The 12,074-nt window shown below is 60.0% G+C and carries 11 protein-coding genes; 5 read left to right on the top strand and 6 right to left on the bottom strand.

Annotated elements, in window-relative coordinates:
• Positions 1–19: 19 nt before the first annotated feature.
• Together BTN45_RS21480 and BTN45_RS21475 are read right to left on the bottom strand one after the other, a co-directional pair.
• Positions 20–1,186 carry a mandelate racemase/muconate lactonizing enzyme family protein gene (locus BTN45_RS21480; RefSeq protein ID WP_004438168.1) on the bottom strand — a complete coding sequence of 389 codons (1,167 nt, stop codon included), beginning with the start codon at positions 1,184–1,186 and terminating at the stop codon, positions 20–22.
• Positions 1,183–2,091, bottom strand: coding sequence for a dihydrodipicolinate synthase family protein (locus tag BTN45_RS21475; RefSeq protein ID WP_207590932.1), 909 nt, complete (start codon positions 2,089–2,091; stop codon positions 1,183–1,185). The genes BTN45_RS21480 and BTN45_RS21475 overlap by 4 nt, the downstream gene beginning before the upstream one ends.
• A gap of 116 nt (positions 2,092–2,207) precedes the next feature.
• Here BTN45_RS21475 and BTN45_RS21470 point away from each other — a divergent pair, with 116 nt between their 5' ends.
• Together BTN45_RS21470 and BTN45_RS21465 are read left to right on the top strand one after the other, a co-directional pair.
• Positions 2,208–3,119, top strand: a complete 912-nt coding sequence (locus tag BTN45_RS21470) for a 2-dehydro-3-deoxygalactonokinase (RefSeq protein WP_207590930.1) — start codon at positions 2,208–2,210, stop codon at positions 3,117–3,119.
• Positions 3,120–3,174: 55 nt separating this feature from the next.
• A complete protein-coding gene (locus tag BTN45_RS21465; RefSeq protein WP_207590923.1) occupies positions 3,175–3,801 on the top strand; it encodes a GDSL-type esterase/lipase family protein in 627 nt (208 codons plus the stop codon).
• Positions 3,802–3,831: 30 nt separating this feature from the next.
• On the opposite strand, the gene BTN45_RS21460 is transcribed toward BTN45_RS21465, so the two are convergent.
• A complete protein-coding gene (locus BTN45_RS21460; protein WP_207590922.1) occupies positions 3,832–5,166 on the bottom strand; it encodes an aspartate aminotransferase family protein in 1,335 nt (444 codons plus the stop codon).
• Between the two features lie 103 nt (positions 5,167–5,269).
• Here BTN45_RS21460 and BTN45_RS21455 point away from each other — a divergent pair, with 103 nt between their 5' ends.
• The 3 genes from BTN45_RS21455 to BTN45_RS21445 all read left to right on the top strand — a co-directional run bounded on the left by BTN45_RS21455 (position 5,270) and on the right by BTN45_RS21445 (position 8,831).
• Positions 5,270–6,118: a LysR family transcriptional regulator gene (locus BTN45_RS21455; RefSeq protein WP_004438158.1), complete on the top strand. Its 849-nt coding sequence runs from the start codon at positions 5,270–5,272 to the stop codon at positions 6,116–6,118.
• Between the two features lie 453 nt (positions 6,119–6,571).
• On the top strand, positions 6,572–8,167 hold the full coding sequence (locus BTN45_RS21450) for an EAL domain-containing protein (RefSeq protein ID WP_207590921.1): 1,596 nt from the start codon (positions 6,572–6,574) through the stop codon (positions 8,165–8,167).
• A 349-nt stretch (positions 8,168–8,516) separates the two neighbouring features.
• Positions 8,517–8,831: a hypothetical protein gene (locus tag BTN45_RS21445; protein WP_006698691.1), complete on the top strand. Its 315-nt coding sequence runs from the start codon at positions 8,517–8,519 to the stop codon at positions 8,829–8,831.
• Positions 8,832–8,993: 162 nt separating this feature from the next.
• Here the strand turns inward: BTN45_RS21445 and BTN45_RS21440 are convergent, their stop codons facing one another.
• From BTN45_RS21440 to BTN45_RS21430, 3 genes are all read right to left on the bottom strand, one after another.
• Positions 8,994–10,775 (bottom strand): thiamine pyrophosphate-binding protein, encoded by a 1,782-nt coding sequence (locus BTN45_RS21440; RefSeq protein WP_207590920.1) that lies wholly within the window; start codon positions 10,773–10,775, stop codon positions 8,994–8,996.
• Positions 10,776–10,956: 181 nt separating this feature from the next.
• Positions 10,957–11,814: an SDR family oxidoreductase gene (locus BTN45_RS21435; RefSeq protein ID WP_207590918.1), complete on the bottom strand. Its 858-nt coding sequence runs from the start codon at positions 11,812–11,814 to the stop codon at positions 10,957–10,959.
• Positions 11,815–11,888: 74 nt separating this feature from the next.
• A complete protein-coding gene (locus BTN45_RS21430) occupies positions 11,889–12,068 on the bottom strand; it encodes a hypothetical protein (RefSeq protein WP_006698694.1) in 180 nt (59 codons plus the stop codon).
• Positions 12,069–12,074 lie beyond the last annotated feature (6 nt).

Raw genomic sequence — 12,074 nt, 5'->3', positions numbered from 1 at the left:
CCTCCTCCAAAGAACCAAATCAGATACGTTCAATAAGGGCGAGCGCCGCCTCCGACGGTCTTACGCCCAGTCCCGGACCCGACGGCAGGTGATACCTGCCTTCGCGGCAATCCATGTCGCCCTCCAGCAGGCGGCGGTTCGGCTCGAAGATCGAATGCTGGAATTCGTGCCCCTTCAGCGTCGGCAACGTCGACGATGCCTGCAGGCTGGCGGCAAGGAATATGCCGGCGCCAATGGTAGCGTGCGGTATAACGTCGATGCCGTGTTCGGCTGCGAGAGCGCCGATACGGATGAAATTGGTGATACCCTTATGGCCCATTTCCGGCTGCACGATCGCAATACGGCAGCGTTCGATGCGGGCGCGCATATCCCAATGGGTGCGCCACTCCTCGCCCACCGCGATCGGCACGTCGGTATTTTTCGAAACCTTTTCCAGCCCGGCAATGTCCTCCGTCCAGACGGGCGCCTCGGCGAACCATGGATCGAATGGCTGCATTTCTGCGATGAGCTCCAGCGCCCGCTCCGGTGTCTGGTTCCAGTGCATATCGGCGGCGATCTTCGCCTGCGGGCCGAGCACCTGCCGGAGATTGGCAAGTTCCGCCGCCGGCCCATCATCGGCAACGGGCGTGGCGAATTTAAAGGCATCGAAGCCACGATCCTGCCAGTATTTCGCCAGCTCTCCGCGCGCCTTCAGCGTCTTCTCCGGCAGGCCAGAAACATAGGCCGAAAAATTGTCCACGCCGCCACCCAGCAGGTCTCGAATGGATTTTCCGGCTTCCTGTCCGGCAATATCCCAGAGGGCGATATCGATTGCAGCAAGCGCATCCACGTAAAAGCCACCGGTATAACCGCGCACGCGCATCATATCGTAAAGATCGTCGTAGATCGCCGATGGATCGGATGCATCGCGGCCGATCACGAAACCGGCCAGCAGGTCGTTGATGAGAGCCGCCACCGCACCGGGCGCAACGATGCCATAGGTCTCACCCCAGCCGACGGTGCCGGCTTCCGTCGTCATTCGCAGAAGCACGCTGCGGTCGAAGGTTGGATAGACCGTGCGGTTGCCCTTTCTGACGATGTATCCATTGGGGTTGACCACTTCACCTTCCCGCAGCGCTCCGAGATAGGGAACCTTGCGTGGCTGGGTCAGCGTGAAGACTTCGATTGTTGCAACGGGGCTGTTCATGCGGCCTCCGGGGCGACAAGGCCGAGCTCGACGAGGTTGGCGTCGATATCGGCAATCGCCGCCTTGTCGAGTTCCGGGGTGGGCGCGCGGACACCGAGACCCTCGATCACCCCACGGCGGGCCAGCACGTACTTGGTCAGCCGCATGCGATAAACCGCCTGCAGAACCAGAAGCGGAAGAGTGCGGACATAGATTTTCCGGGCCTCATCCTGACGGCCTGCGCGGAGAGCGCGATCTATTGCCACGTGTTCCTCGACGATTTCCAGCGCCGGCATGGCAGCGGTCGCGCCACGCGCATATTCATCCAGAATGTAACGGGCGCCGCCGCCGCCGATGATACCCTTCAATGTTGAGGGCGCATGGGCAATGATATGGCTGATGGCGGGACCGGCCGGCAGCGTTTCTTCCTTGACGTAGGTGACCTGCGGCAGAGACCGGACGATCTCGACAATCGCCTCCGGCGACAGATCAGACCCGCGCGGCGCAGGCGCGTTCTGCAGGATGATTTCAACCCCGGGCAGCGCCTCGACAACCTTACCCAGAAACTCGATCAGCGCCGGCGCATCCGTCCCGACCGATTTTGGCGGCTGAACCATCAGGTGGCGAATACCGAGATCAGATGCGGCGCGGCCATGTTCAACCACGTCTCTCCAGTCTGCCGCGCTCGCGCCCGCCACGACCGGCACCCGGCCAGCAACAGCATCAACAACGATCTTCAGCAGCGACGCACGCTCTGCAGCATCCAAAGTCTCAACCTCACTGGCAAAACCCGGGAACACCACACCATCCACGCCTTTTTCGAGCGCGAAGATCACCAGTCGCTCCATACCCGCTTCGTCAATACCGCCATCCGCCAGAAAAGGCGTTGGCAAAACGGGCAAAATTCCCTTCAGGCCAGCCACCATCTTACTCCTCCCAATTAAGTATCATATATTGATACCTTGAATTCACTAATTGACACTACATAGACTTGAGCCGTATGACAAGCCCCCAGATGAAATGAACGAGGAGGTTCAGGGAAATGGCAGCACGGGCGACATCGATCATCGTCGATTGGGGAACGACATCATTGCGAGCGGCGCTTGTCGGTAACGACGGGGCGGAACTTGAACATCTGGAAGCCGCCGACGGCATTTCGAGCCTTGCCGAAGGGCAACATGAGCCTGCCCTCATGAGCGCACTCGCCCCCTGGTTTTCAAAACACGGCGCTCTGCCCGTGGCCGCGCTCGGCATGATCACCAGCCGCAACGGCTGGGTCGAGGTGGCCTATGTGCCCTGCCCGGCGGGACCGGCGGAACTTGCCGCCGGCACGGTGCGCAGGACGTTGCCCAATGGGTCCGACCTTGTATTCCTGCCAGGCCTGAACGACCCCGGCCGCCAGCCGTTTCCGGATGTCATGCGCGGCGAGGAAACCCAGATCGTCGGCCACGGCCTTACGGAAGACGTCACCCTCATCATCCCCGGAACACACAGCAAATGGGCACGGGTGAAGGCAGGGCGGATCGACGGTTTCCAGACATTCGTGACCGGTGAAATCTTCAACCTCCTCATCAATCACTCCTTCATCGCGCGCGGTTCCGCACAGCCGCCGGTCGACGATCCGGAGGCATACCTGTGGGGTTTGAAAGAGGCCAAAAAATCCGCAGCCATGCTGTCGCTGCTGTTTTCCGCACGCACCGGCGGGCTCGCCGGCAAACTGTCGGCACAGCAGCTGCGGTCTTATGTCCGTGGGCTGGTCATCGGACAGGAATTTCGGCAGGCCCGCGATGCGGGATGGTACGCAGAGGGAGACGATGCGGCGATTGTGGGCAATGATGGGCTCAACGATCTCTATCTGATTGCCGCAGGCGTATTTGGCCTCAGAACATCGATGGGCGATGACGACGCGTTAACGAAGGGAGCCCTGGCGGTTCTGCAGAAGACGCTTTCCTGAATGGAAACGCCGGCTGGACACCTGGTGTCCGGCCTTCACAATACCAGGGACCAACATGTACGATTACCCGGCCAGCATCGGCACCAGCCGTTACGAAAACGATATCCTCACCATCCTGACGCGCCTTCAGCGACTCGGGCTGCCGGAGGACCCGATTGCCTTTTATGGCTCCTCATCTTTCCGGATATGGAACTCCATCGCCGAAGATCTGGGCACGCTCGACATCGTCAATCTCGGCTTTGGCGGCGGCACCTGCCTCTCGGCCGTTCACTACATGGAAAAACTCCTGCTGCCGCTGAGACCCCGGAGAGTGGCGCTCTATTTCGGCGAGAACGACATAGCCAGCGATGGCTTAAAGGCGGCCACGGCGCTGCAACATCTGCAGGCGCTCAGGCATTGCATCCTGCAGGCGCTGCCGCAGACGCAGGTTTTTGTTCTGGCCATCAAGCACAGCCCCGCGCGCTGGATTTATCGTGGCGAATTCGACCTTTTCAACCGCATGGCGCAGGACTGGTGCGAAAACTCCAACGACGCCGTCTGGCTGGACCCGAATGCCGGCCTTATGGGGGAAAACGGCCTGCCGATGTTCCGTTATTATCTTCCCGACCTGGTTCACCTTAACACCGCAGGTTACGCGGTCTGGGCGGAAGCACTTCGGAAGACGCCGGCGCTTCTCGCCTGATTTTCAGGAAACAAGCCCGGCATCGACATGCTACCGCGTCGCCTGGGCGGATTCGATTGAGTCCGCCAGTATTTCCAGCCCGAGGTCGATCTCGACATCGGATACGGTGAGCGCCGGCGCAATGCGGAAAACCCCGCCCATGCCGGGCAGTTTGACGATGTTCATGCTGAGCCCTCGCAGCATCGCCTCCTGCATGATGCGGGCGCCGAGCTCGAAACCGGGCGCTTTCGTATGCCTGTCGGCCACGACCTCAAGCCCCAGCAGAAGCCCGCGGCCGCGCACGTCGCCGACACATTCGAACCGCTGTTGAAGTGACAGAAGGCCTTCCTTCAGGCGGTTGCCACGGGCGATTGCCTGCTCGACAAGGCCATCGCGGGCCACCACGTCGAGAACCGTAACGCCGACAGCCGCAGGCAACGGATCCGACACGTGGGTCGTATAGAAGAGAAAACCTCTCTCAAAGGCTTTCTGCTCCACCTCCTCGCTGGTCATTACCGCGGCGAGCGGGAGGCCGGCCCCCAGCGTTTTTGACAGCGTCATGATGTCGGGTGTAACGCCATCCCGCTGAAAGGCGAACATGTGCCCGGTCCTTCCGACCCCGGTCTGGGCCTCATCGAGGATGAGCAGCATGCCGCGCTCGACGCACTTCTTCTTGAGCGCAGCAAGATAGCCGACGGGCAATTCGAGGATGCCACCGCTCGACAGAATTGGTTCGGCAATGAAGGCGGCAAGGTTGCCGGTGGACTGGCGGTCTATCAGTTCGAAGGCGTCATCAAGCTCCGCCTTCCAGTCATTCGATCCATCAGGATTCCTGAATCGCGGACGATAGGCGTTCGGTGCGGGGATGACGAGCGAGCCAGCCGTTGCAGGGCCATAGCCCCTGCGGCCGGCGCTATAGGTCGCGGAAGCCGCTGCGCCGGTCATGCCGTGCCAGCTCTGGGCGAAAGCGACGATCTCGTGGCCACCGGTGACGAGCTTCGCCATACGGATGGCCGCCTCGTTGGATTCGGCGCCCGTGGTCAGCAATTGTACCCGGTCGAGACCGGGCGCGAGGGCTGCCAGCCTCGCCGCGAGCTCGACCACGGGACGGGACAACATCCCGGAAAACAGATGCGCAACCGACGCCATCTGCCGGTTGACGGTGGCGACGATGTCGGGATGGGTGTGCCCGAGCAGGGCGCTCATCTGGCCGGAGGTAAAATCGAGGATGGCACGGTCATCCGCATCATAAACGAAACTCCCCTCGGCCCGCTCAACAATGATCTCCTCGAAGGCAGGCCCATAACGGGTGAGATGTCTGTTGGCCGCCGCCCAGAAGGCCGGCTCCTCATTCAACGATGTGAAGTTCTTCGAAAGATCGTCCATGCCGCGGTTCCCTGTGTCTGATTTTGCCGGACGATAACAGGCTCTTGCAGCGGCAGTCCAATTGATAGTATTTCAAGCGGATATAGATAATTTTGATATCGCCATGCTTGATCTCACACTTCTGAAGAACTTTGTCACCGTTGCCCGCGCAGGCTCCATCAGCACCGCAGCGACGCAGGTGGGGCGCACGCAATCGGCGCTCAGCACACAGATGCAGCGGCTGGAAGAACAGGTGGGGCAACCGTTACTGCAACGAACCGGTGCGGGCGTACGGGTGACGGCGGCGGGCGAAAAACTGCTGGCCCATGCCAGCACCCTGCTTGCCCGTCATGACGAAATCCTCGCCGACATGAACGGCGCCACGGTCCAAGGCACGGTTAGCCTCGGATGTCCCGAAGATTATTCCATCGCCTTTCTTCCCGAATTGCTCAGGGGCTTCTGCGCCACCTATCCGGAAGTGGATTTGCGTATGGTCTGCGCGCCGACGATAGAGCTGCGCCCTCTCCTTCAGCGCCGTCAGATCGACATGGCGCTGGTTTCGCGCTCGGAACCGGATCACTCCGAGGTTCTTCGAAGGGAAAGCTTCGTCTGGGTGGCGGACAGGCCGGACACGGAACTTCTTGCCAAGGATGTGCTGCCGCTCGCTCTTTCGGCACCGGCGACGCTGGATCATCGCGCGGCGTGCAACGCCATGGAAACAGCCAATCGCCGCTACAGGATCGCCTTTGCCAGCAACAGCCTAGCGGGCCTCATCGCAATTGCGCGATCCGGCCATGCCATCAGCGTGCTCACGAGAACCGCTGTTCCACCGGATCTGCACGTCGTTAAAAGCTGGCTGCCTCCGCTGCCGACAATCGGCATAGCAATCGAATGCTCCGGCCCGCAGAGCTCCCCGGCGGCCAGGGCTTTGGGTGATCACATCCGTGCCGTTCTTCCAGGGTTGACCCCTTGAAACATTCCACCCAAGGCCACCGCATTCGCGCGGCTTTTGGATGAACGCAATACAGTTTTGCCCCAGAACCAAAAGAGGCCCGTTGTTCTTTTAAAACAACGAGCCTCTATCGTGCCGCTGGGCGGAGCGACCGGAGACAAATTCGCCTCCTGCACATGAACCTCAGATGAACAGCGACCCTTAACAAAGCCCGAGAAACCACCCGTAAGAATCCGGCGTAACGGCAGACCGGATCGTTGAGATAATTCCGACAGAGCTTGGAATTGCGTCGAGGGATCAGATCGGATCAAGACCCGCTCAACGAAAACGTGTATCCAGCGATCAGGGCAGCCATTTGGTCAAACCTTCGGACGCCCCTTCCGGGTGCACATCGGCAGGCGACCATCTGCGGCAGAAATATCTCATGGGGTTGATGGCTATGGGGCCAGCATTGCACATGCCGAGGGACCGGTGATGGAAACAAGACGAAACCGCGTCATCACGACTGGAATAATTCTGGGGCTTCTCGGCGCGATGATACCGATCGCCACCATGGCCTACGCATCATGGATCATCGCGGTCAGGAAGGATCAGGACATTTTGAAGACGCTTGCCGATCAGGCTATTCAACGGGCGTCGGACACGTTCAGGGACGCAGAGAATGCGCTCGATGAGTTGGAAGCTGCCCGCTTGCCTTCCTGTTCCAACGACCACATAGAACTGATGCGCAGACTGACGATAAATGCACCCTCAGTGGAAGAAATCGGATATTTCGAAAACGGCGTCCTGAAATGCACCTCCTGGGGAGCCACCCAGGAAACGATACGCCAATCGCCGATCGATTTTACGACCGGTCGGGGATTAGAGGTGGCTATTCGCGTGGAGCCAAGCGCCAGTCGCGGCACACGGATGATCGCCCTTCACCACGGCGCGCACGGCGCACTTGTCAAACCCTCGCGTTTTGTCGACATCCTCATGGACGACAGCATGTCCCTCGCTCTTACGAACGACCGGGGCATTTTGATAAATGAACTGAATGCACCTGACCGCGCCCTGGTGCCGGCACCGCTCGGCAAGCCCGAAAAGGGCATGACGGAAGACACCATCTATGCTGTCAGCCGCCATGACGATCTGGTGGCGATTGCGATGGAGCCACGTTCCAACGTCGCAGAGCAGGTGCGGCGTGAACGGATCTTGTTTCTTCCCGCCGGGGCAATTGTCGCGGCCTTTGTGGTCGGCATCGTGGCATGGTTGTCGAAGAGGCGCCTGTCGCCACTCGCGGAGCTCGAGATAGCCGTTCGCAAACGGGAATTCATCGTTCATTACCAGCCCATCGTGGAATTGAAGACGGGCATCTGCGTTGGGGCGGAAGCGCTGGTGCGATGGAGGCGGCCGGACGGTACGCTTGTCCGCCCCGACCTGTTTATCCCCCTGGCGGAAGAAAGCGGCCTGATCATGCCGATCACCGATCAGGTCATCGACGCCGTCATCGCCGATCTTCGCAAGGTGCTTGTCGAGGACCGAACCCTGCACATCGCCATTAATCTCTGCGCGGACGACATCAAGTCTGGGCGTGTTCTCGCGGTCATCGCCAGCAAGCTTCAGCATACAGACATCCGGCCCGAGCAGATCTGGCTTGAGGCCACCGAGCGTGGCTTCATCGACATCAACGCGGCAAAGGTCACCCTTGCCGAGGCGCGCCAGCGCGGCCATTCGGTGGCGATCGACGATTTCGGAACCGGCTACTCCAGCCTTCAATATTTGCAGGGCCTTCCCCTGGACGCGTTGAAGATAGACAAATCCTTTGTCGACACGGTGGGCAAAGATACCGCAACGAGTTCGGTCACATCACACATCATCGGCATGGCGAAAGCGCTTGGCCTGTTCACCGTGGCAGAAGGTATCGAGGCGGAAGACCAGCGGGACTATCTGGAAGGTCAGGGTGTGGATTTCGGTCAAGGATGGCTGTTTGCGAAAGCGCTTCCCGCCAGCGAATTCCTTGCCTACCACCGTCACACGAAGCAGAAATACGGCGCCTCTCCCGAAATCATCAAGGCGGCGGGCAAATAGGACATGGTCGTGTGCGAGGTCGAATCCCGGGCTGGCAGGCAACACAGGTTGAAACTGCGATATCTCAAAAAGAGACCTCCCCAAAAGCATCTTGGAGGAGGCCAGTTGGGGAGGTCGTCCACGGTGACCAAGCCAGGGGCAGTTTCGGAGCGCTTGGCCACACAGCCCATCGGACGGGCCGCTCTCGAACCGGGCACTGCGGCAATTGTTCCCTGACAGGCGTTTTTTGACTTCATGCGCGTCCCAGGGGCGGCAATTGATACCCCTGAGAGAAAAGCGCGAACCTCAGCCGGCGGGAACATCACCTGGCGAGGCAAGTTAGGAGCGTTTCAAAAACAGGAGAAACGCGATGCCCCGCGGCGACAAATCGTCCTACACGGACAAGCAGAAGCGCAAGGCCGAACATATCGAAGAAGGATATGAGGATCGTGGCGTACCCGAAAAGGAGGCCGAACGCAGGGCCTGGGCTACGGTGAACAAGGAGAGCGGCGGTGGCAAGAAATCCGGCGCCGGCCGCGGACACGCGGAAAACCACGCGCCATCGAAAAAGGGTGGCCGCAAGGGCGGCGAGGCCGCGGCTGCGAGACCCAAGGCCGAACGGTCCGCCTCCGCCAAGAAGGCTGCGGCCACCCGCAAGCGCAATGAACAGCATGCACAGCATTGAACCGTAAACCGATCGTGTGTTCGCCAACCAGAGGCGCTGATGACGTCCATGACGTCATGACATCCGGTGCGTGCAACATGAATGCCGGGGGAACCGTTCAGGAGGCCTGCGTAGCTGAACAATCAGCCAAGGGCGGTCACCTGCCTTCCCAACCGGCACCGATCAGTCCCCGTCGGTTTCAGCGTTCTCTCCGCCCCGCATCATCGTCAGCAGCGGTTCGCGCGCGATGTTTTCTTCTATCCGCTGATGGCCAGAGGTTTCCGGTAGAGCCTTCTTGAAGTTTGCTGCGTAATCCTTCGGCATTTTCGGTGGCATCATCGGTTCGTATCTATCGACATTGGCCTGGATAATGACCGGTCCCTCCACTGCGAACGCCTCGTCAAGAACCCGCTCGATCTCATCAAATGTGGAGATCGTGAAACCTCTTCCCCCCATTGCATCTGCCGCCGCGGCAAAGTCGATCGGCGCGAGTTCGCAGGCGAATTGCGGGTGGCCGAGGAACATCATCTGCTCCCAGGCGATCTGGTTCAACATTCCATTGCATATGATCAGGATCCTGAGCGGCAGGCGATGCCGCACGGCGGTGGAAAATTCGCCCAGTTGCATTGCAAGGCCGCCGTCGCCCACAACCGCATGCACATGTCGGCCGGGACACGCCAGTCCTGCGGCAATGGCATATGGCAAACCGGAGGCCATCGAGGCGAGTGCACCCGAAACGGAAAAGGCGTTTGTGGTCCTAAGATCGATGTGGCGCGCCGCCAACTCGGTATTCTGGCCTGAGTCGGTCACGAGCATTGCGTCCGAACCCATGCGTCGCCCGAAGGCATGAGCCACCGGCTGCGGCTTCAATGGGTGCGAGCGGTCCGAGGTGAGAAGCGCCATCTGATCACGCCACCCGCGCATCTGGTCCTGTGCGGCTTCAAGAAAAGACCGGTCGCCTTTTTTGTCCAGCATGGCGTTCAGGCGGCGCAATATGTCGCGCGCATCGCCCACAAGGCCACACTGCACGGGATGACGAAGCCCAATGCGTTGCGGGTCGAGATCTATCTGGACTGCCTTGACTGCCCGGGGATCAGGGTAAAATTCGATATAGGGAAAAGTCGATCCGACAATCAGCAACGTGTCGCAGTTTTTCATGATTTCCTGGGATGGTGCAGTGCCCAGGATACCGATACCGCCGGTGGTGTATGGGTCGTCATCATCCAAGGCCGCCTTGCCGAGAAGCGCCTTCGCCACCGGTGCGCCCAGCAGTTCCGCGCTTTGCTTCAGCTGGTCGCGCGCTTCGATAGCACCGCGCCCGGCCAGGATAGCCACCCTTTTTCCGTCGTTGAGCAAGCCGGCGGCCTCTCGGACAAGATTGTCAGCGGGTTCGTGGCGGTAAGAGAACCATTCATTCGGAACGTGCCTCGGCAGGTTTCGCCGGGATCGGCCTTCCTCTTCTGCCGGCTTTTCCTGCGTGTCGATGGCGACCGAAAGATGCGCCACACCGCGGCGGGCGAGAGCGGTCCGGCAGGCAAGGCTGGCGACATTTTCCATATGTGCCGCGTCGCTGACAACAGTATTGTAGACGCTGACATCTTCAAAGACCCGTGTCAGGTCAACATCCTGCTGCGTAAAGGTTTCGACTAGGTCATGATATTGCATCCCGGTGATCGCAAGGACAGGAACCTGATCGAGTTTGGCATCATAGAGGCCTGTCAGCAGATTGATGCCGCCGGGTCCCGAGGTAGCGAGACAGACCCCCAGCTTTCCCGTCCATTTGGCGTAGGCCGTCGCCATGAAGGCCGCAGACTGCTCATGCCGCGTCTGGATAAACCTTACGGCGTCCTGACGCTTGCGCAGCGCTTCCATCACGCCATTGATACCATCGCCCGGAAGACCGAAGACGGTATCGACGTTCCATTCGATCAATGTCTCCACCAGAATATCGGCTGCTGTGGTCATTGTCCGTTCCTCGCTCCTGTCGCACCCCGCCGATTGCCGTCGGGATGCTCATTTTCCAAGAGAGTCGTATTCGGCTCCACGATACGACGCTGTCGGGGTCATCGCCGCGGCCGAAGCGAGCCCCAAGGCAGCAAACCCGTCACCCAGGCACGCGCCCCTCCACACGGCTTGCCCACCGGGTTCAGATGATCGGCTTGCCGCCGGTCACGGCTATGGTTGCGCCGGACACATAGCTCGAAAGAGGATCAGCCAGCATGACATAGGTTGTCGCCAATTCGGCCGGCTGGCCCGGGCGCTTCATCGGCACCTGCTTGCCAAACTCGGCTACTTTTTCCGCGGGCATGGTGGAGGGTATGAGGGGTGTCCAGATCGGACCGGGCGCAACCGCATTCGCCCGGATGCCTTTTCCCGCCAGCAGCTGCGCCAGGCCAGCCGTAAAATTCTGGATCGCGCCCTTCGTGGTCGCATAAGCAAGGAGAGTCGGATTGGGACTGTCGGAATTGACGGAGGCGGTGTTGATGATTGCCGCCCCGGCCTTCATATGTGGAACGGCTGCCTTCGTCAGATAGAACATTGCGTGGATATTGACGGCAAAAGTCATCTCCCACTCGTCGTCACTGATGTCTTCTATTTCGGTGAAGGTGTTCTGATGGGCCGCGTTGTTGACGAGGATGTCGATGCCGCCCAGTTCCGTACGGGCCTTCTCGACAATCTGGCGGCAATGGGAGGATGACTGGATGTCGCCCGCCACCAGAACCGCCCTGCGTCCGGCTTCCTCCACCAGACGCCTCGTTTCTTCAGCGTCATCGTGTTCGTCGAGATACGCTATCAATATATCGGCGCCCTCGCGCGCATAAGCGATGGCGACTGCCCGCCCGATACCGCTGTCGCCACCGGTAATGATCGCCTTTTTTCCCTCCAGTCGGCCAGACCCTACATAGGTCTTTTCACCGTGATCAGGAACAGGTGACATCTCATTGGTACGGCCTGGGATTTTCTGTTGCTGTTCTGGAAAAGGGGGCTGCGGGTAACCGGTCATGGAGCTTTCCTTCACAAAATAAACAAAAGAAATCCCCGCGGCGCGCGCGGGGATCTTTCGGCTATCGGTAGTCACTAGGAGTTTTTATGGCTCTGCTGGCCGGCCTTCACATGCTGCTCATGCGTGCCGCCGCGGGTTTTGCCGTTGTCACCGCTGCCGGAGGCCGATGCAGACTGCGAACGCTTATCGCTGCCTTTATGGCTCTGCTGGCCTGCTTTCACGTGCTGTTCGTGCGTACCACCCTGATTTGCCATGGTATG

Origin of the sequence: Rhizobium sp. ZX09, from assembly GCF_017357485.1 — a bacterium.
Taxonomy (GTDB): Bacteria; Pseudomonadota; Alphaproteobacteria; order Rhizobiales; family Rhizobiaceae; genus Agrobacterium; species Agrobacterium pusense.
Note: the sequence above shows the minus strand (reverse complement) of the source record. Positions and strands in the feature narration are given on the sequence as shown.

Bases quoted from the DNA above. Each gene is read 5' to 3' on its own strand.
- BTN45_RS21475 (WP_207590932.1), bottom strand. From the start codon at position 2,091: ATGGTGGCTGGCCTGAAGGGAATTTTGCCCGTTTTGCCAACGCCTTTT.
- BTN45_RS21450 (WP_207590921.1), top strand. From the start codon at position 6,572: ATGGAAACAAGACGAAACCGCGTCATCACGACTGGAATAATTCTGGGG.
- BTN45_RS21480 (WP_004438168.1), bottom strand. From the start codon at position 1,186: ATGAACAGCCCCGTTGCAACAATCGAAGTCTTCACGCTGACCCAGCCA.
- BTN45_RS21440 (WP_207590920.1), bottom strand. From the start codon at position 10,775: ATGACCACAGCAGCCGATATTCTGGTGGAGACATTGATCGAATGGAAC.
- BTN45_RS21430 (WP_006698694.1), bottom strand. From the start codon at position 12,068: ATGGCAAATCAGGGTGGTACGCACGAACAGCACGTGAAAGCAGGCCAG.
- BTN45_RS21465 (WP_207590923.1), top strand. From the start codon at position 3,175: ATGTACGATTACCCGGCCAGCATCGGCACCAGCCGTTACGAAAACGAT.
- BTN45_RS21470 (WP_207590930.1), top strand. From the start codon at position 2,208: ATGGCAGCACGGGCGACATCGATCATCGTCGATTGGGGAACGACATCA.
- BTN45_RS21445 (WP_006698691.1), top strand. From the start codon at position 8,517: ATGCCCCGCGGCGACAAATCGTCCTACACGGACAAGCAGAAGCGCAAG.
- BTN45_RS21460 (WP_207590922.1), bottom strand. From the start codon at position 5,166: ATGGACGATCTTTCGAAGAACTTCACATCGTTGAATGAGGAGCCGGCC.
- BTN45_RS21435 (WP_207590918.1), bottom strand. From the start codon at position 11,814: ATGACCGGTTACCCGCAGCCCCCTTTTCCAGAACAGCAACAGAAAATC.
- BTN45_RS21455 (WP_004438158.1), top strand. From the start codon at position 5,270: ATGCTTGATCTCACACTTCTGAAGAACTTTGTCACCGTTGCCCGCGCA.